This is a genomic window from Singulisphaera rosea (assembly GCF_054877945.1).
This window is the reverse complement of sequence record NZ_JBTYIP020000002.1, coordinates 326,740-348,974: the sequence shown is the minus strand read 5'-3', so window position 1 is coordinate 348,974 and position 22,235 is coordinate 326,740. Positions and strand designations below refer to the sequence as shown.

Sequence of the window (22,235 nt, the reverse complement as noted above, 5' to 3'; positions counted from 1 at the left end):
TCGTGGACGACGCATTGCGAGAGAGCTATCGATTCTGCGGCGGGGTCGCACGCCGCGAGGCGAGGAATTTCTATTACAGCTTCCTCCTCTTACCCCCCGCGCTTCGCCGATCGATGTGCGCGTTGTATGCGTTTCTCAGGCACACGGATGACCTGGCCGATGAGCCCGGGGAATCCGGCGCGAAGCGCAAATCTCTCGACGACTGGCGTGCGAGCCTCGACGCGGCCCTGTCGAGGTCCGGCACGCCGACGTGGCCCGGCCTGATCGCCTTGGCGGACACGGTGGATCGTCATCGGATCCCTCGACAATATCTGGAAGATGTGATCGACGGCGTGGCGATGGACGTCGAGCCCCATACCTTCGCCACGTTCGACGACCTTTACAGGTATTGCTACCGCGTGGCCTCGGCGGTCGGGCTGAGCTGCCTCCACATCTGGGGATTTCGGTCCGATGGCGGGAGGGCCGAGGAACTGGCCGAGTGGTGCGGGATCGCGCTCCAACTCACCAACATCCTCCGCGACGTCCGGGAAGACGCGGTCGGAGGCCGGGTTTATCTCCCCGTCGAGGACCTCGACCGCTTCGGGGTCGCCGTCGCCGACCTCAAGCTCCAGACGCCGAACGACCGGCTCCGTGCCCTCTTCGAGTTCCAGGCCAGGCGTGCCTCGGAGTATTACGAGAAGGCCCGGCCGCTCGCCAGGCTGGTCGACCCCGTGGGCCGGCCGGTCCTCGGGACGATCGCCGGGATTTACCACGCCTTGCTCGACGAGATTATCCGACGGGACTACGACGTCCTCGCCGGGAGGGTGTCGCTCCCCCCCTGGCGTAAGGCGATGATCGCCGTCGGGGCGTTGCCCTCGCGATTCTCTCGACTCGAGTCGGAACCGAGCCGGACGGAGTCCCCCCGTTGCTGACAGACTCGAGGAGACCGCCTCCCCCTCCCCCGCACGTGGTCATCGTCGGGGGAGGTCTCGCCGGACTCGCCGCGGCGTCGACGCTCGTCGGGCGCGGGCTCAAGATCAGCCTGATCGAGAGCCGTCCCCGGCTCGGTGGCCGCGCCAGCTCGTTCACCGATCCGGTCACGAACGAGCCGGTCGATAATTGCCAACACGTCAGCATGTCTTGCTGTACGAACCTGGCGGATTTCTGCTTCCGGGTTGGCGCAGGCCACCTGTTCCGTCGCGAGCCGACCATCGTCTTCCTGGGCACGGGCGGCGACGTCTCCAGGCTTCGAGCGGGCTTCTTGCCGGCCCCGCTGCATCTGTCCTTCAGCTTCCTCCGTGCCCGCTATCTCAACTGGGCGGACAAGTTCCGGGTGGCCTACGGCCTGGCCCGGCTCCGCTCGTCCCGAGGGGACAGGCCCGGAGAGTCGTTCGCCGATTGGCTCCGGCGCCACGGCCAAACGGAGCGGACGATGAGCCTCTACTGGTCGACCGTGCTGGTCTCGGCCCTGAACGAGCGACTCGACCAGATGGATGTGGGGCATGCCCGGAAGGTCTTCCTCGACGGTTTCCTCCGCAACCGCGACGGCTATCGGATGGAAATCCCGCTAGTCCCGCTCGGCGAGCTCTACGGGACTCGTCTCGAGCAATGGCTGCGGGACAACGACGTCGACGTACGCTTGACCACGGGGGTCCGTGCGGTCGAGGTCGATGGAGAGGGAAACCTCTCCGGCGTGAAGCTCCGCAACGGAGAGACGATCCCCGCGGACTTCGTGGTCCTGGCCGTCCCGTTCGACCGAGTGTCGGCCATGTTGCCGACAACCATGCTCGAACGAATCCCCGGACTCGCTCGAGTCGACGAGTTTCGTGCCTCGCCGATCACCGGGATCCACTTCTGGTTCGACCGCCCGGTCTGCCCGTTCGATCATGTGGCCCTCGTCGACCGGACAATCCAGTGGGTGTTCAACCACACGGCGATCCAGGGGAGGACCGCGACCCAGGACGGTGGCGAGTACCTTCAACTCGTGATCAGCGCCGCGTACGACCTGCTGCCGCTCGACAAGCTCGCGATCCGTGACCTGGCTCTGAAGGAGTTGGCCGAGATCTGGCCTGCAGTACACGAGGCGACATTGGTTCGCTGGCGAGTCGTTACCGAGCATGGGGCGACCTTCGCCGTCCGCCCGGGCGTCGAGGCGATTCGCCCTCCCCAGCGCACACCCGTCGAGGGTCTCTTCCTCGCCGGCGACTGGACCGATACCGGCTGGCCCGCGACGATGGAAGGCGCCGTCCGGAGCGGTTATCGAACCTCGGAAGGCATCCTCGAAGATCTCGGGCGGCCGTTGCCGCTCGTCCAACCCGACCTGCCCGCTTCCGCCCTGGCGAGCTGGCTGATCCCGGACGTCGTCGAGAAGCCGAAGCCATCGGGACAAGGCACCTCGCGACCTCGGGGAGGTGTGGCGGGGATCCCCGGCGGATGAATCCTGCGCCGGGACGGGCGATTATTAACCCTCGAGCGTCGACGCTCGGAGGGAGGAGGTGACTCGTCGACAAATCGTTCGGAAAACCCGGACCCTTCATCCCCTTATCCCTAAGATTGTAGGGGAAGACTCCGTGTCGTCCCTGGCGCGGCATCGAGCCGAGGGTCTTGTTCGCCTCGAGGTTTCAACGGATCGACTGGCGTGGCGTGGGGGGGAGGTTGCGGGTAAGCTATGAGCCCTTCCCAAGCGGATCTCGGGACTTCCCCGGATTTGGAGGCGCGAGCGACCAAGTTGGGAAAGGAGACAGGATGGCAACGAGCATCGTCCTGGCCGACGACGACCCCGACCTCCGGGCCGTCTACAGTACGTCCCTTCGCTCCGCGGGCTATGAGGTTTGGGAGGCGGCGGACGGGATCGAGGCGGTCGCCCTGGTCGGATCGAAGCGGCCGACAATCCTCATCCTCGACGTCTGGATGCCCAACTTGAACGGATTCGAGGTCCTCGAACGCCTCCGCCACGACCCTCGCTCCACGAATCTGAAGGTTGTCATGCTCTCGGCCCTCAACGATTCCGACACCCGGCTGGAGAGCTTCTCGATCGGGGTCGCCGACTACTGGCTCAAGGGGCTCTCCCTGACCGAGCTCCAGGCTCGGGTCGGCCGGTTGGTGGCGTCGAGCGAGGCGGAATTCGCCCCCGACCTGGCCTCATAAGGAAGTGGCGTGACCCGCCGGCCCGACATGCCCGACGCTTATCACGAACGCCTCGACTACCTCTACGGCCGGCTCAATTACGAGTGGCTCGGGATGCCCAAGCTCCCTTCGGAGCTCAGGCTGGGCCGCATGCGGAAACTCCTGCGGCTCCTCGGCGACCCCCACGAGTCGCTCCGCGTCATCCACGTGGCCGGCACGAAAGGGAAGGGGTCGACGTCCGCGATGCTCGCGGCGGCCCTCTCCGCATCCGGCCATCGGACGGGATTGTTCTGCTCGCCCCACCTCCACCGGCTCGAGGAACGCTTCAGCATCGACGGTCGTTGTGCCTCGCCCGAAGAGCTCATCTCGCTGACCGACGCCGTACGTCCGGCGGTGGAAGAGCTCGACGCGAGCTTCGCGGACGAACGCTATCGAGGGCCGACCTTCTTCGAAATCACGACGGCGATGGGGCTGCTCCACTTCGCCCGACAAAACACCGGGGCGGTCGTCCTCGAGGTAGGCCTGGGAGGTCGGCTCGACTCGACGAACGTCGTCCACCCGGTCGTTTCGGTGCTCACCTCGATCTCGTTTGACCATACCAAGCAGCTTGGCAACACGCTCGGTGCGATCGCCTTCGAGAAGGCGGGGATCATCAAACGCGGGCGACCGTCCGTGAGCGGGGTCGTCGATCCGGAGGCCCGGGAGGTCATCCGGAACGTCGCTCGGGAGCGTCGGTCCTGCCTCAGGGAGATCGACTCGGACTTTCAGACCCGTTATGAGCCTCCGGAGCAACCACTCGCCGCCCCTTCGGGCGGGCGAGTCGCGGTCACGACCTGGCGGGGCGATTGGGGGACGATCGAGGTCCCGCTACTCGGGCCGCACCAAGCGAGGAATACCGCGATCGCACTCGCGACGCTCGACGTCCTCGGCGAGGAAGGCTGGACCTTGAGCAGGGAGGGCGTCCTCGGAGGGTTCCGCGACTTGTCGTGGCCTGCCCGCGTCGAGGTCCTGGGGCGGTCCCCCTGGCTCGTCATCGACGGAGCCCACAACGTGGCTTCGGCCGAGGCCCTCGCCTCCACCTTGCAGACGTGCCTCCCCCGGACCTCGCGGACCCTTGTCTTCGGCACGACCAAGGACAAGGATTTGAGGGGCCAACTCCGGGCACTGTTGCCCGTGTTCGACCGGATCGTGGTGACCCGCTACCTCGAGAACCCCCGGGCGGTCCCCCCGGAGGAGATCGTGGACGCGATTCAGGAGATCGACGGTCGCTCGCCTGCAGTCGCCTCCGGCCCCGCCGAGGCGCTCGCCGTCGCCCGCCGTATCACCCCGAGCGTCGGCCTGATCTGCGTGACCGGCTCGATGTTCCTGGCCGCGGAAACCCGGGCGTACGTCCTCGCTCAGGAGAACGCACCGGCGGTCTGCAAGGCCGGCCTCTGACGTCGAAACGTCGGACAGCAAGGCGACGAATTCCCTCCTCCGGACCATGTCGAGAGCCTTCGGAAGTCTCGGTATGGGCGAACGGACCAGGGGCAACGCCTACAAGGTCGGCCACAGTAATTCTAGTGTTGATATTTCGATCATTGGGGCGTTACTCGCCCCGGGATCGGGTCGGGAAGGACGGGACACGACGCGATGAACGGGCATCTTTGGGTCAAGATCGGTGCGATTTCCGGGTTCCTCGCGGTGGCGCTCGGGGCCTTCGGGGCGCACGGCTTGCGCGAACGGTTCAAGGTCGCCGAGGCCGACTCGTTCGCCGTCCGGATGGATAAGCAGCGCACGCTCGAGAACTTCGACACGGCCGCGCGATACCAGATGTATCATGCCCTGGCCATCGTCGCGGTCGGCATCCTCGCGGCCTCGAACCGCACCGGCGCGTCCGACGTCGCGGGTTGGTCCTTCCTGGTGGGTACGGCCCTGTTCTCGGGGAGCCTTTACGTCCTGGTCCTCACCGGTCAAAAATGGCTGGGAGCGATCACGCCGTTCGGCGGTGTCGGCTTCTTGATCGGTTGGCTGGCGCTGGCATTCGCCGCCAGGAATGTCTCCAAATTCTGAGGGCGTCCGGATAGCTTGGAAGGCCGGGAGCTTTGCCCGCAGCCCGGCCGAACGACGGCAGGCCAGATCGGAGTGGCCCGGAGGACCGCGAACGTGCGACGCCCCGAGAACTCCCCGAGATTGGGAAGGATATGCCTCAATATATTGTGACGGTGACGGCCGCGGACCGCGTCGGGATCGTCTTCTCGGTCGCCGGCACGCTGCGCGACGAGGGGGGGAACATTCTCGAGCTCAGCCAGACGGTCATGCGTGGCTTCTTCACGATCATCCTGGCGGTCGAGTTCCCCGATCCCCGCGACCCCCGACAGCTCGCCTCGTCGATCACCGAACGAGGCCGTCGTTTCGAAATGACCGTCGCCGTGATCGAGGCCAAGGAGTCGGGCTCGGAACCCGTCCTCTCCAACGGCGAACGGTTCATCCTCACGGTCCTGGGTGCGGACAGCCCCGGCAAGATCCACGGGATCACCGGTTGCCTCGCGGCCCACGGCGTGAATGTCGTCGACCTCCACGCGAGGGCCGACGGCACGAAGTTTTCGCTGGTCATGGAGGCGTTCCTGCCCCCCGACCTTGGACCGAACACGATTCGAGCCGAGCTCGAACGGTTCGGCCGCGACCATGGGCTGGAAGCGTATGTCCAGCATGAGAACATCTTCCTAGCGACCACCGAGCCCAGCCCGGTGCGCGTGGGGCCGGCGTCCCGTCCCCAAGGAGACGCCGTTGCACCGCACTGAAGATGTCCTCGCGACCCTCGGTATGATCCGCCAGCACAAGCTCGACGTGCGGACGGTGACCATGGGCATCGACCTCCAACCTTGCGCGGCACCCGACCTGGCCATGCTCTGCGCCCGGATCCGCGAGCGACTCCTGACGTATGCCGGCCGCTTGGCGGCCGTTTGTCGCGAGGTGGAGGGGCGGTACGGCATCCCGATCGTCAATCGCCGGATCGCCGTCAGCCCGATCGCGTCGCTCGCCGCCGGCCACACGAAGGAAGGCTATATCGCGGTCGCCAAGACCCTCGACGAAGTTGCCGCGGAAGTCGGAGTCGACCTCGTCGGCGGCTTCACCGCGCTGGTCCAGAAAGGTTGGACCGACGGAGACCGCAGGCTCATCGCCACCCTGCCCGAAGTCCTCTCGACCACTCGACGGGTCTGTGCCTCCGTCAACGTCGGGACGACGGCGGCCGGGATCAATATGGACGCGATCCTTGCCCTTGGGGAGGTCCTCGTCGAGACCGCCGAGAGGACACGTGAGCACGACGGGTTCGGCTGCGCCAAGCTCGTGATCTTCGCGAACGCCCCGAGCGACAACCCGTTCATGGCCGGAGCCTTCCACGGGCCGGGCGAGCCCGACTGCGTGATCAACATCGGCGTGAGCGGTCCGGGGGTCGTCAAGGCGGCCCTCGAAGACCTCGTCACGCACGCGACGCTCAACCCGACTCTCGGCGAGATCGCCGAGGTGATCAAGAGCACCGCCTTCCGGGTCACCCGTGTGGGCGAGTTGATCGGGCGCGAAGTCGCGGCCCGCCTCGGAGTGGCCTTCGGCATCGTCGACCTCTCGCTCGCCCCCACGCCCCAGGTCGGCGACAGCGTTGGGGAGATCCTCCAGGCGATGGGTGTCGTCCGGATCGGTGCGCCAGGGTCGACCGCGGCGCTCGCGCTCCTGAACGACGCCGTGAAGAAGGGGGGGAGCTTCGCCTCGTCCTCGGTCGGCGGGCTCTCCGGGGCCTTCATCGCCGTGAGCGAGGACTCGGCCCTCGCGGACGCGGTGGAGAAGGGGGACTTGACCCTGGCCAAGCTCGAGGCGATGACCTCGGTCTGCTCGGTCGGGCTCGACATGATCGCCGTCCCCGGCGACACCGACGCCGAGACCCTGGCGGCCTTGATCGCCGACGAGGTCGCGATCGGCGTCATCAACCACAAGACGACCGCGGTCCGCGTCATCCCCGTCCCCGGCAAGGCCGCGGGCGAACGCGCGGTCTTCGGCGGACTCTTCGGCGAGATGGAGATCCTCCCGATTCACGCCGCGGGGGGAAGTGCCGCCTTCGTCCGGCATGGCGGTCGGATCCCCGCGCCGCTCTCGAGCCTCAGGAATTGATCCGAGGCCAAGTCCCGGTCAGGACGAGAGTCGCCCGGTCGCGTCGAGGACGCTCTCGCCACGCGCCTCGGCCTCTCGCCTGGCCGTCGGTCCTTTGAGGAACGCCGGCCGGGCGGTCGATCCGGCTCCCCGGGACAGCACATCGAGGACGGACGGACCAGACGTCCCGATCGTGCGGAAGAAGTAGCCCCGACAAATCTGTACCTGTTCGCGGTAAGGCCGATGGCGGCAGAGGGTCCGGTGGGCCTCGGTCATCCGGTGGTGCGGGACCATCGCGAAGAGGTGGTGCGTCAGGTGAAATGCCTGGCCGTACGGGAAAACACAGGCACTCCAGAGCGGCTGGACCTGGAAGACCCGCGAGTTGGTCAGGTCGCCGTCGTCGGGCGCGTTGCTGTGGTGGGCGATCTCCCGCAGTTGCATCAGCAAGGGATACGCGGTCAGCAGCGGGACGACCCAGAACAGCCAGAAGATCGGCCAGGTGTGGGTGATCTGCACGGTCGCCAGGACCGACAGCCAGTAGGCCCCTCGCATGCTTCGCCCAACTCGGTGGGTGTAAACCGTCCGCAAGGGACGCCCCGCGTCTCCAGAGCCAAGGTTCGCAGCCTTGGCACGGCCGAACAGGTATCGGAGGATCGTCGGCGGCCAGAGGCCGTGGACCACGTAACGAAACCAGAACTCGGACTTCGAGACCGGGAACGTCTGCGGGTCGGGGTGATTGAGGCGAATCAAGTCCGGGTCGCGTTCCGGGTCGTTCACGAACTGGTGGTGGCCGAGGTGGGCCGCCCGATATTTCTGGGTCATCGCGACGAGTGGAAACATCAGGAACAGGTCTGAGACCAGCTCATTCGCGAGGCGATTGCGGAAGAGCGTGTAGTGGCTCGCGTCGTGGGCCAGCCCGGAGAGACGATGCTGGAAGACGGCGACGAGGGAGACCCCCACGACCGCCAAGGGGACGAATGCCGTCGTCGAAATCCGGCCCGATGACCACACTTGATGAAGGGCGAGGCAGCCGCCGAGGACCAGGGCGAGTCCGACGTATTCGCGGACGATATACGCGACATTCGTCCGATTATCCGTCCTCATCAGCGGAAAGAGTGCGTGCTGGGTTTCATCCCACGACAGGTCGGAGGTCGGTTCCATGACGCTCGTCCTCCTCGCGAGGGCAGGGGGGCTCTGGACCGCAATTCGCCTTCGATCGGAAGGGCCTCGCTTCCTTGTGCGGAAGACCGCCCTCATCGATGAAGGATTTCGGGATCCCGGTGACTCATTCCACGCGCGATTCGAAGGTCGGGTGGGCACCGCCAACCAGGACTTAGAAAAGGCCGGTGGGCGGTGACCATCCTACGGAATGCGCGTCATTTCAGGAGTATCGTCACGCCGCCTGCACTTCCGCGAGGAGTATCCGGGTTTCCTCGGCTTGAGGGTCTTCGAAGACTTGCAGGGGCGACCCTGACTCGACGAGTCGGCCGTCGCCGAAGACATGGACGGTATGGGCCACTTGGCGAGCGAAGCGCATGGCGTGGGTGACGACGATCATGGTCAGGCCGTCACGCGCGAGGTCGGTCATGACGGCCAGGACCTCGCCCGTCATCCTCGGGTCAAGGGCGCTCGTCGGCTCATCGAAAAGGATGGCGCGGGGCTCCATGGCAAGGGCCCGGGCAATCGCGACGCGCTGTTGCTGCCCCCCGGAGAGCTCGCGAGGCCGCGCGCTCAGTCGGTCTCCGAGGCCGACCCGGTCGAGGAGTTGCCGGGCCCGCTCCTCGGCCTGGTTTCGCTCGACCCCTCGGACGAAGATTGGGCCCTCGACCACGTTCTCGAGCACGGTTCGGTGCGGGAACAGATTGAAGCTCTGAAAGACCATGCCGACCCCGCGCCGAACCTGGCCGAGGATGCGGGACCGTTCGGGAGTCGGTGTCGAGGCCTCGATGCGGTGGCCGTCCACCGTGACCGCCCCTTCCTGGAAGGTCTCGAGCCCGTTCAGGCAGCGGAGGAATGTGCTCTTCCCTCCCCCCGACGGCCCGATGATCGCGGCCACCTCACCTCGAGTCACACTCAAGGTGACGCCTCGGAGGATCACCCGGGTGCCGAATCGCTTACCCAAGCCATCGACCTCGATCATGTCAACGCCCCCCCCTTCGCGAAGGCGTCGAGCCTCCGTTCGGACCATCGGGAGAACCACGAGAGTGGGATGCTCATCAACATGTAGAGCAACGCCGTCGCCAGCGCGAACTCGACCCAGGCCCCCGTACTGTTCCCGAGGATCGAATATTGCTTCGTCAACTCGACGAGCGTAATCACCGAGCAGACCGATGTGTCCTTGAAGAGGGCGATGAAGTCGTTCGTAACGGGGGGGATCACGATCCGGACCGCCTGAGGGATGATGACGCGGCGAAGCGCCAGGGATCGCGACATGCCGAGCGCCAGGGCCGCTTCCATCTGACCGGTCGGGATCGCCTGCAACCCGGCCCGATAAATTTCGGCCTCATAGGCCGAATAGTTGATCGCCAGCCCGAGGACCCCGGCCACCAGCGCCGGCAGCTCGAGCAGATAGAAGAGGACATAAAGCTGGAGCATCAAGGGGGTGCCGCGGAGCAACTCGACGTAAGCCGTCAGGACGATGCGGACGACTCGAGGGCCGTAGAGACGCCCGAGCGCGATGAAGAGGCCGAGGCCCATCGCGAGTGGCATCGACGTGACCGAAAGGAAGATCGTCATCAACGAGGCGTCGAGCAGGAGCGTCCGATACTTCCAGAGGATCCCCCAGCCTCGAGGAGTCGATGCCCCCTTGAGCTCAAAAGCTTCGCCCGTCCACGAATCCAACTCCGCCTGGGCCTCGTTCCAGATCCCGTAACGCTCGTACAAGGACCGCAACGTTTTCGAGGCCACCAGCCGGCTGATCGCGGCGTCGAGGGCGTCCCGAAGGGCCTGGTCGTCCCGGCGGACGAAGATGACGTAATAGCCATGTCCGACGGGTGCGCCGGCGAAAGCCAGCTCCGGGAATCGGTCGCGATAGAAGGCCGCCGCGGGGAGATCCTGGAGCGTCGCGTCGATCTGCCCGTTCTTCGTGGCGGTCATCGCGTCGGTGGCGCCGTCGAATGAGACAACTTCCACGTAACCACCGCCGGATTCCCGAGTGTATGTGTCGGCCGCGGAGGAGACGAGGACCCCGATCTTCCAACGTCCCCCGCCCGGCTTCGGCCGGCGTAGGTCGTCGAAGGACCGGATCAACCCGCCTTTGCGGGCCATGAGCTGGAGTTGGTAGACGTAGTAAGGGCGCGTCGCGAGATAGTCGCGTGCCCGGATCTCGGTCCATTCGTATCCATTCACGACCGAGTCGACCCGCCCTGTGTCGAGCACCTTGAGCAGACGGTCCCAAGGCCCCTGGGAAAACTCGGCCTTCACCCCGAGGTCCTTGGCGATCTCGTTCATCAACTCGACTTCGAAGCCGATGACGTCTCGAGGAGATTTTGGGTCAGGGAAAGCGTATGGGCCGCCCCCTTCCTTGTCGCTGCCGTAGGTCAGCTTCCCGGCCTCGCGAATCGTCGCGAGCGTGTCGGCATTCACTGTTGAGGAGAGGATGAAGAGGCAAATGACCAGGTAGAAGCCGCATCGAGCCGCGCGGGACTCGACGGACACTTGTCGGGCGTGGGGCACGCGTTTTGTGGATGATCTCGAAAGGCGCTCACATGAAGGCTCGGAGTCCTTCGAATCTTTACCCATCAAGGGGGTCCTTTCTCCACGGGTCGATGACCCGTACGGCTTGGAGTCGTGAACTCAACGTCCTCCAGAGGGGCGACACGACTCGCGGGTTCATCGGCTCGATCGGATCCGGAATTCACCCGACCGAGTCGTTGTGGTGAAAGACCTTGATCCGCCGACACGCTCGCTCGAGATTCCCCAACCGAGGACGTGGACAAACCCGATCCTTGGGGTGTCCGCAACGTGAGATGACTCATTCAACAGTAGTCGTCCAGTCTACCTCCGTGGCGGCCTCGTGAGAATTCGCGATTTCCGGCCTTGGAGTCGCTGACACCGTTTCGTCCGGCCCTCGATTTCAACGGAAGGTCTCTGGGGCAGTTGTTCCAACGAGTCATCTCGTCATCGTGAGAGCCGCCTCGAATTTCAGCCCTCTTTTCGAGACGGTGTATTTCGAAGTATAAGTAGTTGATGATTTTATCTTGGTTCGGTGTTTGGCTTCATGAATCCAGACCCGCCGAGTCTCGTCCAAAGCGGTCACGGATCGCACCTTCAAGGATCTGGTCCTCGGCCTCGGTCATGGTTCTGAGGTCGAACAAGAGACGACCGTCCTGGATGCGTCCGACCACGGGCGGGTCCCCCATCCGAAGTGCGCGGGCGAAAGAGTCCTCGGACGTCCATGGCTTGGGAAAGGGGGGGCCGATGCGGACCACGGCCGTCGGGATCGGCTCGTCGGGCGTGCTGCCTCCTCCGAGGAACCCGGTCGACTCGGCCGCCTCGGCGTCCAATCCACAATCCTTCCGCAACGCGGCCGCCAACCTCTCCGCGCGTTCGCGAAGGCGAACCATGGGCGTCGTCAGGAGGGACCAGAGTGGGATCCGCTCGCGAGCCAGTGCCGGATCGAGCATGAGTAGAAGCGTCGCCTCGAGCGCCGCGAGGGTCATCTTGTCGACCCGGAGTGCCCGCATCAGCGGATCGGACTGGATTCGCCGAATCGCCTCGCGTTTTCCAACGAGGATGCCGCATTGTGGCCCACCGAGCAGTTTGTCGCCCGAGAAGAGCACGAGGTCGGCGCCGGCGGCGAGTCCTGCCGACGCGTTGGGCTCACTCTCGACCGACGGAGGAAATCCGGGGGCCAAGGCGCCCGACCCGATGTCATCAATCGCCAGGAGCCCATGTTCACGGGCGAGTCGGGCCAGGTCTGCGATCGGGACCTCCTCGGTGAATCCCACGATCCGGTAGTTGCTCGGATGGACGCGAAGGAGCGCCGAGGTGTCGGGGCCGATCGCCCCGGCGTAATCGGAGAGTCGGGTCTTGTTCGTGGTGCCGACCTCGCGGAGCCGAGCTCCCGAGGCCTGGAAGATTTCCGGGAGGCGAAAACTGCCGCCGATCTCGATCAACTGTCCGCGTGAAATGATCACTTCTCGCCCCGACGCGAGGGCGTGCAAGGCCAGGATCGTCCCGCCGGCGTTGTTATTGACGACCGCCGCGGCCTCGGCACCCGTGACCCGGCAGAGCAGCGCCTCGACGCCGGCGGATCGCTGTCCGCGACGGCCTTGATCGAGGTCGAACTCCAGGTTGCAGTAGCCCCTCACCACGCGATCGACGGCCTCGGCGGCTTCGGCGGCCAGAGGTGCGCGGCCGAGGCCCGTGTTCAAGAGGATCCCGGTCGCGTTGATGACTCGCCGGAGCGAGGGCCTCTCGCCCCGGAGTCGTTCCACCGCGTTACGCGCGAGCACCTCGGCCTCAACGGCAACGTCGACGCCTCGCTCGATCTCTTGCCTCGCGTGCTGGATCACGGCACGGACGGCCTCGACGAGGACCTCCCGGCCCCTCAATGGCTCCAGTTCGGAGAGGATGGGCTGATCCAGGACGGCATGGACCGCGGGCAGTCGGCGCAGTTGAGGATTCGTCACGTTGGGGACACTCCAAAAATCGGGTCGACCGCGGAGTCGGATCGCTCCTGTCCGAGGAGGTCCTCTCGGTGCCAGGCGCTTCCGGCCCGGATTCCGAGGGGTCGCGACCGGTTCGATCGAATCGCCGAAGACTCGGCCCGCTTCGAGTATACTGGGCCGTGCAGGACCGGTCGTGGGAGATGGGGGACTTACGTTTCCAAGGATCGTCAAATGTCTGGAAAAAGAGAACGGCTCACCGACTTTGCGAATTGCGCCGGGTGCGCGGGCAAGCTCTCCTCGCAGGGGATCGCGCAGCTCCTCAGCGCGTTGCCGGAGCGTTCACGAGATCCCAACCTCCTGGTTGGCACCGAGACATGCGACGACGCGGGGGTTTACCGGATCTCGGACGACCTCGCGCTCGTGCAGACCGTCGACTTCTTCCCACCCCTGGTCGATGACCCCTTCCAGTTCGGCCAGATCGCGGCGGCGAATGCCCTTTCGGACGTTTACGCGATGAATGGCCGCCCACTGACGGTCTTGAACATCGTCGCGTTCCCCGACGAGGAACTGGACCTGGCGGTACTCGGTCAGATCCTCCAAGGCGCCGCAGACCGGGTGAACGCTGCCGGAGCCGTCACCGTCGGTGGACACTCGCTGCGCGACACCGAAGTCAAGTTCGGGCTGAGCGTCACGGGTTTGGTCGAGCCGTCGTCGGTGCTCACGAACGCGAGCGCCCGTCCCGGGGACGTGCTGGTCCTGACCAAACCGCTTGGCACCGGTTTCATCACGACCGCGAATAAGAAGCGCGAATGTCCCGCCGACCTGCTCGATCGCGCGGTGGCTTCGATGATTCAGCTCAACGCCGTGGGCCGCGAGGCGTATAACGCGGTTGGCGGTGCGCATGCGGTGACCGACGTCACAGGTTTCGGGCTCGCCGGGCATGCGACGGAGATGGCCGAAGGCTCGGGGGTCACGATCGAGATCGACCTCGCCGCTCTTCCCGTCATCGAGGGATCGGAATCGCTGGCGATCCCGCGATTTTTCACCCGCGCCTATCACTCCAACCGGGCCCATCGCGCCGATCGCATCCGCTTCCCCGAGGTCTTGGATACCCCGCGAATCGACTACGTATTCGACCCTCAGACCTCGGGTGGTCTCCTCATTGCTATCGCCCCCGACCGAGTGGAGCACCTCGTCTCCGAATTGAAGTCGAGGGGAGCGAAGGCCGCGGCGGTCATCGGCCGCGTCGTGCCGCGAGAGGATCCCTTCGCGATCGTGCTCATTTGATCGAAAATGGCGGGAGCGCATGGGAATCGAACCCACCAGCGGCATGTTTCCACACCGCTCACCGGTTTTGAAGACCGGGGCCGGCACCAGTCGTGCAAGCGCTCCCGTTGCTCCATCGTAGACTGTTCGTTTCACCCGTCAATTCTTCGACGCCCGGCCTCGGTCAGCTTTACTGCTAAGCGACTAACGCGGGACCGCAGACGGATTGACCTGTCGAAGACCCGAGAGCGGAGGCAGCGACGGATTGGGAAACGGCGTTGTCGCCAGATGACTTGACCGGGAGCCATTCTCGACCGACGATCACGGTATGACCTTGGAGACGCCTTTCTTCGAGGGAGACAAGTCGCTCACGATCGATCATCGCCCTCGGGTACAGTCAATGTCCACCCCGGACGCTTAGTTCTCTCAAGGCGGGATTCTCACGCGGTGGAGGTCCCTGACGCATGCTTTCAGGTTGTTCTCGGGCCGCCGACACCGACTCTTGCCGCGATCGAGGAATGGCCGCACTCGCCCTTGAACCGGGGCCGCAGATCACAGAACATGGCAAGGTCCGGGCGAGGGAGTCCCTCGGCGACAATCCGTCGAAAAGTGCAGGTGTCTCGAGATCTAGACGGTTTGGAAGTTCGAAGCGGGTCGATTCGTGCCCGGCTCGTCACTCCAACGAGGCAAATCATGTTCAAGCTGCCGTTCCTTCAGGGTTATACGCGCTCGGAGCCCTCGCGGCCGCAGGCCCAGCCGCTCAGCCCCCGGACGGCGGACAAGTCCTCGCGACTGCGAGGCGCGACGGTGACCGAGGGGCTCTGCCCATACTGTGCCGTCGGCTGCAGCCAGCTCATCTACACCAAGGCCGGCCAGCTCATCGACATCGAGGGGGATCCGCGCAGCCCGATCAACGAGGGGACGCTTTGCCCCAAGGGCTCGAACGCCCTGCTCCTGGCCCTGAACCCGCATCGTATGAAGTCCGTGCGCTATCGGGCGCCCTATTCGGACAAGTGGGAGACGAAGACGCTCGACTGGGCGCTCGATCAGATCGCGCAACGAGTGAAGGTCGCGCGTGACGCCGACTTTACGGGGCACGATGAGGAAGGTCGCAGGCTGAACTCGGTCAGGAACATGGGGTCGCTCGGCGGCGCGAGCCTGAACGTCGAGGACAACTACCTGATCAAGAAATTGCTCTGCGGAGGCCTTGGAATCGTCTCGATCGAAAATCAGGCGAGAACGTGACACTCCGCCTCGGTGCCCGGTCTGGGTGCCTCGCTCGGTCGCGGTGCGGCCACCAATTACATGCAGGATGTCCCCAACAGCGACTGTGTCCTGTTCATGGGGTCGAACATGGCGGAGGCCCATCCGGTCGGGTTCCGCTGGCCCATGAAAGCCAAGGAACGCGGCGCCACGTTGATCCACGTCGACCCGCATTTCTCGCGGACGTCGGCCCTCTGCGACCTGTACCTCCCGATCCGAGCGGGCAGCGACATCGCTTTCCTGGGCGGGATGATCAATTATGTCCTGACCCACGAACGTTGGTTCAAGGACTATGTACTCCACTACACCAATGCGGCGACCCTGATCCAGGAGGGCTTCCAGGACACCGAGGATCTCGAGGGGCTTTTCAGCGGGCTCGACCCGGAGACGGGCGTCTACGACCCCGTGGCCGGACACTGGGGCTACGAAGGTGCCCTCGGCGATCAGGTCCGGACGGATGACCACGACCCGATGGACTTGGCCGACTCCTCGACCTCGGGGATTTCGCCGGAGGACCGGAAGGGAGTCCACGGTTACGCCATCGACGGCGGGGCTCGGCCTCACGACGTTTCGCGTTCCCGATTGACGTCCGGGACGAACGGACCTCCGCCACGCGACCCGACCTTGCAGAATCCCCGATGCGTCTTCCAGATCCTGAAGCGCCATTTCTCGCGGTATACGCCGGAGATGGTCTCCAAGGTCTGCGGGTGTACCACGGAGGAGTTCACGCGCGTCGTCGAACTCCTCTGCGCCAACTCGGGCCGGGATCGGACCAGCGTCCTGGTCTACGCCCTGGGCTGGACCCAGCATGCCGCGGGGGCGCAGATGATCCGAGCCGGGGGGATCTTGCAGCTCCTGCTCGGCAACATCGGACGCCCCGGTGGCGGGATCCTGGCCATGCGCGGTCATTCCAGCATCCAGGGGTCGACCGATATCGGGACCCTCTACGACGTCCTGCCGGGCTACCTGCCCATGCCCGCGGCCGACTCGGCGCATGAGACCCTCGAGGCCTACGTCGAGCATGACGGGATGAAGTCCGGCGGCTGGTCCGACATCCGCTCGGACCTCGTCAGCCTGCTCAAGGCATGGTATGGGGAGGCTGCCCAGCCGGAGAACGATTTCCGATACGACTGGCTGCCGCGGATCGAGCGCGATCACTCGCAGTTGCCGACCTTCAACCGCATGTCCACGGGGGAGTTGACGGGCTACTTCCTCTTCGGCCAGAACCCCGGCGGCGGCGGACTGAACGCGGGCTTGCACCGCGCCGGCCTGCGCAACTTGGACTGGCTCGTCGTGGCCGATTGGTTCGAAACGGAGAGCGTCACCTTCTGGAAGAATGATCCGGGGGCGCCCCCGCCGTCCGAGATCAAGACCGAGGTCTTCGTCCTCCCGGCCGCCGCCAACCCGGAGACCGACGGGACGCTGGTCAACACGCAGCGGCTGCTCCAGTGGCACAACAAGGCGATCGACCCGCCGGACGATTGCCGCTCCGACTCGTGGTTCCTCTACCACCTCGGCAAGCGGCTCAAACAGCTTTATGCCGGCTCGACCGATCCCAGGGATCAACCGCTGCTGAACCTCACGTGGGACTACGACTTCGAGGAGCGGCCGACGCTCCCCGACGGCACGATCAGCCGGATCGATGACGACGTGAGCGCCGAGAAGATCCTGAAGGAGCTGAACGGGTACAAGCTCGACGAGGTCGACCCGATCACCGGAAGGCCGCGACTCCTGAAGGGATACTCGGAGCTGAAGGGGGACGGCACGACATCCTGTGGCATCTGGATCTACAGCGGCGTCTTCCCCGAGCCCGACCGCAACCGTGCCGGCGATCGCAAGCGATCCGACAATCCGCTCGAGCCGGACTGGGGGTATGCGTGGCCGAGTAATCGTCGCGTGCTCTTCAACCGCGCCTCGGCCGATCCCGAGGGTCGACCGTGGTCGGAACGGAAGAAGCTCATCTGGTGGGATGCCGAGAAGGGCGTTTGGACGGGTCTCGACCAGCCGGACTTCGAGTCGAACAAATCCCCCGATTATCGCCCCGCCCCCGGCGCGGTCGGGATGGACGCGATCGCCGGCGACAACCCATTCATCATGAAGCCCGACGGCGTCGCGTGGCTCTTCGCGCCCAGCGGCGTCAAGGACGGCCCCCTGCCGACGCACTACGAGCCGATCGAGTCGCCGGTCAGCAACATCCTCTATCCCGAGCACATGTGCACGCCCGGCGTGCGTCTGTTCCCCGGCCCCCACAATCGACTGGCCCATACGCCCGAGACCGAGTTTCCCGTCGTGGCCACGACCTACCGGCTCACCGAGCATTACCTGAGCGGGCCGATGAGTCGGTTCAACTCCTGGCTCAACGAGCTCCAACCGGAGATGTTCGTGGAAATGAGCCACGAGCTGGCGGCCGAGCAGGGGATCGTCCACGGTCGTTGGGTCACGGTCAGCACCGCACGCGGTTCCATCGACGTCCGAGCGATGGTGACCCGGAGGATGCGCCCGCTCGTCATCAACGGGCGCGTGGTCCACCAGGTCGGGATCCCATTCCATTGGGGGTTCGCCGGGCAGGTCGTGGGGGGCAATGCCAACGACTTGACCTCGCTGGTCTGCGAGCAGAACACCAGCATGCACGAGGGGAAGTCCTTCGGCTGCCGCGTCGAGCCCAGTCGCCGCGGTAAGCCCAAGTTGCGTCCGACCGTGTCCTTCGTGACCTGGCCGAACCGCAAGCCCATTCCCGACACGCCCGAGTCGGCCCAGCCGGAGGGAATCTTCACCCATGGGCACTAGAGAATTCGAGCTTGCGGACCTGACGCAGGCAAGCGATCCGACCGTCGGGCCGCTCGGCGCGATCCTCGATCGCCTCACCTGGCCCTTCCGCTACGGCCATGTCGAACCGCGACCATCCACGGGCTTCTTCACGGATACCACCGTCTGCATCGGTTGCAAGTCGTGCGAGGTCGCCTGCAAGCAGTGGAATCAGCTCGCCGCCGACGGGTTGGAGTGGACCGGCAACAGCTACGACAACACGGCAGAGCTATCCGCAACGTCCTGGCGACACGTCAAGTTCATCGAGCAGTTCGCCGACCATGGCCCTCCCAGGGCTCGCCAGCCGGCCGATGCAGCGGGCACGCTCCAGGAACTCACCCTCGACCGGCTGCTCGACGGGCTCGCCTCCAGCCCGTGTTCGGGGTCGGGGTCCAATGCCTCGGCCTCGGAGGTTCACGAGCTGACGATCGACCAGCTCGTCAACGGCGGCGGGGCCGGTCGCTGGCTGATGATGAGCGACGTCTGCAAGCATTGCGTGTCGGCCCCATGCCAGCACGCGTGCCCCACAGGTGCCATCATCTATAACGAGTTTGCCAACGTTTACATTCAGCGCGACATCTGCAACGGCTGCTCGTATTGCATCGCATCTTGTCCGTTCGGGGTCATCACCCGAAGCGACTTCGACGGGCACTCGCATAAGTGCACCTTGTGCTACGATCGTCAGAAGGACGGCCTTGTCCCCGCCTGTGCCAAGGCCTGCCCGACGCACTCGATCCAGTTCGGGCCGATCGACGAGCTTCGCGAGCGGGCGCGGAACCGGGTCGCAGAGCTCCACGAGAGGGGCGTGACCGACGCGTACCTCTATGGCGAAGAGTCCACCGAGACCTACTCCGCGCTCCACTCGTTCTACCTGCTCGTCGACCGGCCGGCCATCTACGGACTCCCCGAATCTCCCTTCAATCCTTGGCTGCACATGCTCCGGGACTACGGCAGGACGCTCGCGAGCGCGATGGCGACGATTGCCGTGATCGTCATGTTTTTATGGTTCCGGGAGGTGTGATTTGGGGGGGGAAGACCCGACACCGGCGATCGAAACCGGGTATTTGTCCCAAGACGTGACCAAGGTCCCGGGCTGGCACGGGCTCGTCGCCTGGGATGTGCTGTTCAACAACATGACGACCGGACTGTTCCTGTTCGCTGCCGTCGGGGAGCTGGCTGCGCCCAGGCTGCTCGGCCCCGTGGCCAGGTTGGCCTATCCGGTCGCGCTCGTCTTCCTGATCATCGACTTGCTGTTGCTGGTCTCCGACCTGGGAGATCCGCTCCGGTTCCACCATATGCTTCGGGTGTTCAAGCCCAGCTCGCCGATGTCTCTGGGAACGTGGAGCCTTACCGCCTACTCGCAGCCGCTTGCCTTGATCGTGGCAATCGAAGCGGCCTTGTGGCTCAATCTCCTACCGCAGGAGATGACCACGTTGGAATGGATCCGCAAGGTGTTGGTGGTCGTCGGCATCGTCCCGGCGTTCGGCTCCGTCGCTTATAAGGGCGTGCTCTTCAGCACGTGCTCGCAGCCGGGCTGGAAAGATGCCAGGTGGCTCGGCGGATTCATGGCCAATTCCGCGCTCACGTTGGGGAGCGCTCAGATGCTCGCCCTGGCCGTGCTGGCCCAACAGGATCGCGCCGTCGCCAGCCTGCGGGTGGTCACCGCGATGCTCGTCGTGCTCAACCTGATCCCGACCGGATTCGTCTTCCTCGAGATCCATCAGACCCTCGCGCGGATCTACGCCAAGTCGCAGATCTACCGCGCACTGGTGCTCATTCCGATCGTAGGTACGCTGGCACCAGTCATGCTTCTACTCGTCGCGGACGGCGTGCCGTGGATCCTGGCCGGCGTATTGCTCGTCGTGGTCGGTGCCTTCGTGGTTCGGTCGCTGTTCCTCAAGATACCCCACGCGTCCCACGCGAGTCGGTCTCGGCACCGGTCCTGATCGTGGAAGGAGAAGCTCGGCAGGGGGACGAAATTCCCCTGCCGAGTTCACGACATATCAACGATTGCGACCATAGGAATCAAGGTGATTCCTATGGCCGCGAGATCGGGGCAGGGCAGGGCGGGGTATCCGGCCGATCGGTCAGATGCCGTGGTCGTGCTGCGACCTGTGCCAGCGGACGCGACGAACCCGGCGACGGACGGTCCTCGGAACTCGGGCGGATCGGAGTCGGGTGAAACGACCGACGAGGAACCGATGCCCGCGCCACTGGACTCGCTGGTTGACGAGGGCGTCGAACCAGACGGGGAGGAGGAAGAGGTCCTTCACGGGGCTGAGGAGCAGGTGTCGAAGCTTGGGGAAAGAGCCGCGAAGGCGGAACGTCTGGATCGCGTCGCGGAACATCCCGAGTCCGACGAGGACGAGCAGCCCCCCCCAGGCGATCCCATTGACGCCCGAGAGTGCCCACACCAGGCCGATCGCCGCGAGGTTCGCCGTCGGTTCGCTGACGAACGCCGAGAGGGCGAGTTGCCTTCGGATCTTGTACCACCGCGAGTGCCGGTTCAAGAACCAGCGGAATCCGCGCGATTGATTGACGTTCTCGATGACGTGATGGCTGACCCGGATCGAATATCCCGCCTTGCGGACCCGCATGCCGATGACCTGGTCCTCAGCCAGCAGGTTCCGCACGCAGGCGAAGCCACCGATGGCTTCCAGGGTCCTCACGGGCATCAGCATCGACTTGCCGACGACGCACGTGATCCGGAGCACGGCCGCGGCGGCGATGCCTCCGGCGATGAACCCGTTGAGGTGGAGATTCTCGAGGATCGCGCCGGTCTGGGTCTCGCCGACGCCGACGAACAGGTTCGTCACGAGCCCGACGCCCGGTTCGGCCAGGTAGCAGGCCGTTTCGCGGAGGTATGAAGGGCGGACCCGGACGTTCGAGTCGCTGATCAGGATCGTCTCGTGCCTGCGGTAGGGGAGCATGGCGGCCAGGCTCTCAACCTTGGGGTTGAGGCCGAAGACCGGGCATCCGACGATCAACTGGGCGTCGTGGCCGGGGAACTCCGCGAGCAGGCGATTGACGACGGCGATGGCCGGGTCGTCGGGTTCGGCGACGCAAAACAGGAGTTGGAACGTCGGGTAGTCGAGCTGGAAGAAACTCCGCAGGTTCGCTTCGAGCCCTTCGTCCTGGCCTTTGAGCGGCTTGAGGATCGTGACCGGGGGCGTGTAATCGGGGAGACCCCGTCGGCGCCTGGTAACCCAGAAAAGGGACACCAGCCCGAACAGTGTCGTGACGATGGCCGAGATAGCGACGAGACCGAGGAGGAGGTTGCCGTTGATGAGGACCATTTGGGAGGCATCCCCGGCGGTATTCGCCGCCGACGGTCAATTTATGAGGGACGCTCGAGCAGGGGCGACTCCATTGTCGACCCTCGGGTCGGATCAGCGGGAATCGGGCTTCATCTGGAGGACCAGCGGCCCTTGGCAGCAGGGACAAACTTGCGGCCAACGGACGCTGATCGTGCAGATCTCACAAAAGTATTCGGGTGTGCGGAGCGTCCCTTCATCGACCACCCGGAATGAGACGACCTGGATATAGGGGACGCCGGGAAGGCGCCTCGCTTTCAACTCCGCCTGGCGGTCGCGGAGCCGTTCGTCGAGGAAGAAAGCCCGACTGGCGTCATCGGAGAGCAGGGGGGTCAGGGATTGATCCTGACCGACGAGGACGACTTGCTTCGCGATCGGCTCGGTGTCGAACGCGAACCCCGAAGACTTGAGCGCGGCCGAGAGTTCGAGGACCTTGCCGGAAAGGGTGACCGGCTCGGGCTTCGAGGGCGCGGCACCCAGCGAGACGAGCAGGACCAGACAACCCATCGTTGCCGACGTCATGCCGTTACGCTCCGTACCGAAGGGAGTCCACGTCGTAATGAGAGTCGGATCGATTCTAGGGATTATGGATTATAACCTTGACGAGCCCCTCATCCAAGGGGATTCTGCTCCGACGGATCGGCCTTCGAGACTCTTCGACCGTTCGACGATGACTGGGTTCGAGTTGTGCCGGTTGGGGCATCCCACCCGGCAAACGCTGACGTCGTTGGGGATCACGAGCCGC

The 22,235-nt window shown here is 65.1% G+C and carries 17 protein-coding genes and 1 tRNA gene; 11 read left to right on the top strand and 7 right to left on the bottom strand.

All coding sequences use genetic code 11. The annotated features are described in order from the left end of the window. Positions 1–2 precede the first annotated feature (2 nt). From ACYOEI_RS04470 to ACYOEI_RS04440, 7 genes are all read left to right on the top strand, one after another. Positions 3–911, top strand: a complete 909-nt coding sequence (locus ACYOEI_RS04470) for a phytoene/squalene synthase family protein (protein ID WP_462848115.1) — start codon at positions 3–5, stop codon at positions 909–911. Then, positions 905–2,416 carry a hydroxysqualene dehydroxylase HpnE gene (gene hpnE, locus ACYOEI_RS04465; protein WP_462848114.1) on the top strand — a complete coding sequence of 504 codons (1,512 nt, stop codon included), beginning with the start codon at positions 905–907 and terminating at the stop codon, positions 2,414–2,416. Before ACYOEI_RS04470 ends, hpnE begins: the two co-directional genes overlap by 7 nt. Positions 2,417–2,724: 308 nt before the next feature. Further along, positions 2,725–3,126, top strand: a complete 402-nt coding sequence (locus ACYOEI_RS04460; RefSeq protein ID WP_462848113.1) for a response regulator — start codon at positions 2,725–2,727, stop codon at positions 3,124–3,126. A gap of 9 nt (positions 3,127–3,135) precedes the next feature. Continuing rightward, positions 3,136–4,542 (top strand): bifunctional folylpolyglutamate synthase/dihydrofolate synthase, encoded by a 1,407-nt coding sequence (locus ACYOEI_RS04455; RefSeq protein ID WP_462848112.1) that lies wholly within the window; start codon positions 3,136–3,138, stop codon positions 4,540–4,542. 195 nt (positions 4,543–4,737) lie between these two features. Then, complete coding sequence (locus tag ACYOEI_RS04450) at positions 4,738–5,157, top strand: DUF423 domain-containing protein (RefSeq protein ID WP_462848111.1); 420 nt, start codon at positions 4,738–4,740, stop codon at positions 5,155–5,157. A gap of 131 nt (positions 5,158–5,288) precedes the next feature. Further along, a complete protein-coding gene (locus tag ACYOEI_RS04445; RefSeq protein WP_462848110.1) occupies positions 5,289–5,888 on the top strand; it encodes a glycine cleavage system transcriptional repressor in 600 nt (199 codons plus the stop codon). Continuing rightward, positions 5,875–7,251: a PFL family protein gene (locus tag ACYOEI_RS04440; protein WP_462848109.1), complete on the top strand. Its 1,377-nt coding sequence runs from the start codon at positions 5,875–5,877 to the stop codon at positions 7,249–7,251. Before ACYOEI_RS04445 ends, ACYOEI_RS04440 begins: the two co-directional genes overlap by 14 nt. An 18-nt stretch (positions 7,252–7,269) precedes the next feature. On the opposite strand, the gene ACYOEI_RS04435 is transcribed toward ACYOEI_RS04440, so the two are convergent. From ACYOEI_RS04435 to selA, 4 genes are all read right to left on the bottom strand, one after another. Further along, positions 7,270–8,391 (bottom strand): fatty acid desaturase family protein, encoded by a 1,122-nt coding sequence (locus ACYOEI_RS04435; protein WP_462848108.1) that lies wholly within the window; start codon positions 8,389–8,391, stop codon positions 7,270–7,272. Between the two features lie 232 nt (positions 8,392–8,623). After that, the gene (locus ACYOEI_RS04430; RefSeq protein ID WP_462848107.1) at positions 8,624–9,370 is read right to left on the bottom strand and encodes an amino acid ABC transporter ATP-binding protein; all 747 of its coding nucleotides are present in this window, start codon (positions 9,368–9,370) and stop codon (positions 8,624–8,626) included. Beyond that, positions 9,367–10,905, bottom strand: coding sequence for an ABC transporter permease subunit (locus tag ACYOEI_RS04425; RefSeq protein WP_462848106.1), 1,539 nt, complete (start codon positions 10,903–10,905; stop codon positions 9,367–9,369). The genes ACYOEI_RS04430 and ACYOEI_RS04425 overlap by 4 nt, the downstream gene beginning before the upstream one ends. Before the next feature lie 542 nt (positions 10,906–11,447). After that, the gene (selA, locus tag ACYOEI_RS04420) at positions 11,448–12,863 is read right to left on the bottom strand and encodes an L-seryl-tRNA(Sec) selenium transferase (protein WP_462848105.1); all 1,416 of its coding nucleotides are present in this window, start codon (positions 12,861–12,863) and stop codon (positions 11,448–11,450) included. 210 nt (positions 12,864–13,073) lie between these two features. Here selA and selD point away from each other — a divergent pair, with 210 nt between their 5' ends. Continuing rightward, on the top strand, positions 13,074–14,129 hold the full coding sequence (gene selD, locus ACYOEI_RS04415) for a selenide, water dikinase SelD (RefSeq protein WP_462848104.1): 1,056 nt from the start codon (positions 13,074–13,076) through the stop codon (positions 14,127–14,129). Between the two features lie 7 nt (positions 14,130–14,136). Here the strand turns inward: selD and ACYOEI_RS04410 are convergent. Then, positions 14,137–14,235, bottom strand: a tRNA-Sec gene (locus tag ACYOEI_RS04410). A 566-nt stretch (positions 14,236–14,801) separates the two neighbouring features. On the opposite strand from ACYOEI_RS04410, the gene fdh reads away from it, so the two are divergent. Genes fdh through nrfD form a run of 3 tightly spaced genes read left to right on the top strand, consistent with a single transcriptional unit; the run spans position 14,802 to position 20,122 of the window. Next, positions 14,802–18,158, top strand: coding sequence for a formate dehydrogenase (gene fdh / locus ACYOEI_RS04405; RefSeq protein ID WP_462848103.1), 3,357 nt, complete (start codon positions 14,802–14,804; stop codon positions 18,156–18,158). Continuing rightward, positions 18,148–19,197 carry a 4Fe-4S dicluster domain-containing protein gene (locus ACYOEI_RS04400; RefSeq protein WP_462848102.1) on the top strand — a complete coding sequence of 350 codons (1,050 nt, stop codon included), beginning with the start codon at positions 18,148–18,150 and terminating at the stop codon, positions 19,195–19,197. Before fdh ends, ACYOEI_RS04400 begins: the two co-directional genes overlap by 11 nt. Before the next feature lie 43 nt (positions 19,198–19,240). After that, positions 19,241–20,122, top strand: a complete 882-nt coding sequence (gene nrfD / locus ACYOEI_RS04395; protein ID WP_462848101.1) for an NrfD/PsrC family molybdoenzyme membrane anchor subunit — start codon at positions 19,241–19,243, stop codon at positions 20,120–20,122. Between the two features lie 141 nt (positions 20,123–20,263). On the opposite strand, the gene ACYOEI_RS04390 is transcribed toward nrfD, so the two are convergent. Continuing rightward, positions 20,264–21,472 carry a ceramide glucosyltransferase gene (locus ACYOEI_RS04390; protein WP_462848100.1) on the bottom strand — a complete coding sequence of 403 codons (1,209 nt, stop codon included), beginning with the start codon at positions 21,470–21,472 and terminating at the stop codon, positions 20,264–20,266. A gap of 93 nt (positions 21,473–21,565) precedes the next feature. Continuing rightward, a complete protein-coding gene (locus tag ACYOEI_RS04385) occupies positions 21,566–22,012 on the bottom strand; it encodes a hypothetical protein (RefSeq protein ID WP_462848099.1) in 447 nt (148 codons plus the stop codon). Between the last annotated feature and the right edge of the window lie 223 nt (positions 22,013–22,235).

Coding starts and splice junctions, on each gene's coding strand:
- ACYOEI_RS04385 (WP_462848099.1), bottom strand. CDS start 22,012: ATGACGTCGGCAACGATGGGTTGTCTGGTCCTGCTCGTCTCGCTGGGT.
- ACYOEI_RS04450 (WP_462848111.1), top strand. CDS start 4,738: ATGAACGGGCATCTTTGGGTCAAGATCGGTGCGATTTCCGGGTTCCTC.
- ACYOEI_RS04430 (WP_462848107.1), bottom strand. CDS start 9,370: ATGATCGAGGTCGATGGCTTGGGTAAGCGATTCGGCACCCGGGTGATC.
- selD (WP_462848104.1), top strand. CDS start 13,074: ATGTCTGGAAAAAGAGAACGGCTCACCGACTTTGCGAATTGCGCCGGG.
- ACYOEI_RS04390 (WP_462848100.1), bottom strand. CDS start 21,472: ATGGTCCTCATCAACGGCAACCTCCTCCTCGGTCTCGTCGCTATCTCG.
- ACYOEI_RS04400 (WP_462848102.1), top strand. CDS start 18,148: ATGGGCACTAGAGAATTCGAGCTTGCGGACCTGACGCAGGCAAGCGAT.
- ACYOEI_RS04460 (WP_462848113.1), top strand. CDS start 2,725: ATGGCAACGAGCATCGTCCTGGCCGACGACGACCCCGACCTCCGGGCC.
- ACYOEI_RS04435 (WP_462848108.1), bottom strand. CDS start 8,391: ATGGAACCGACCTCCGACCTGTCGTGGGATGAAACCCAGCACGCACTC.
- ACYOEI_RS04445 (WP_462848110.1), top strand. CDS start 5,289: ATGCCTCAATATATTGTGACGGTGACGGCCGCGGACCGCGTCGGGATC.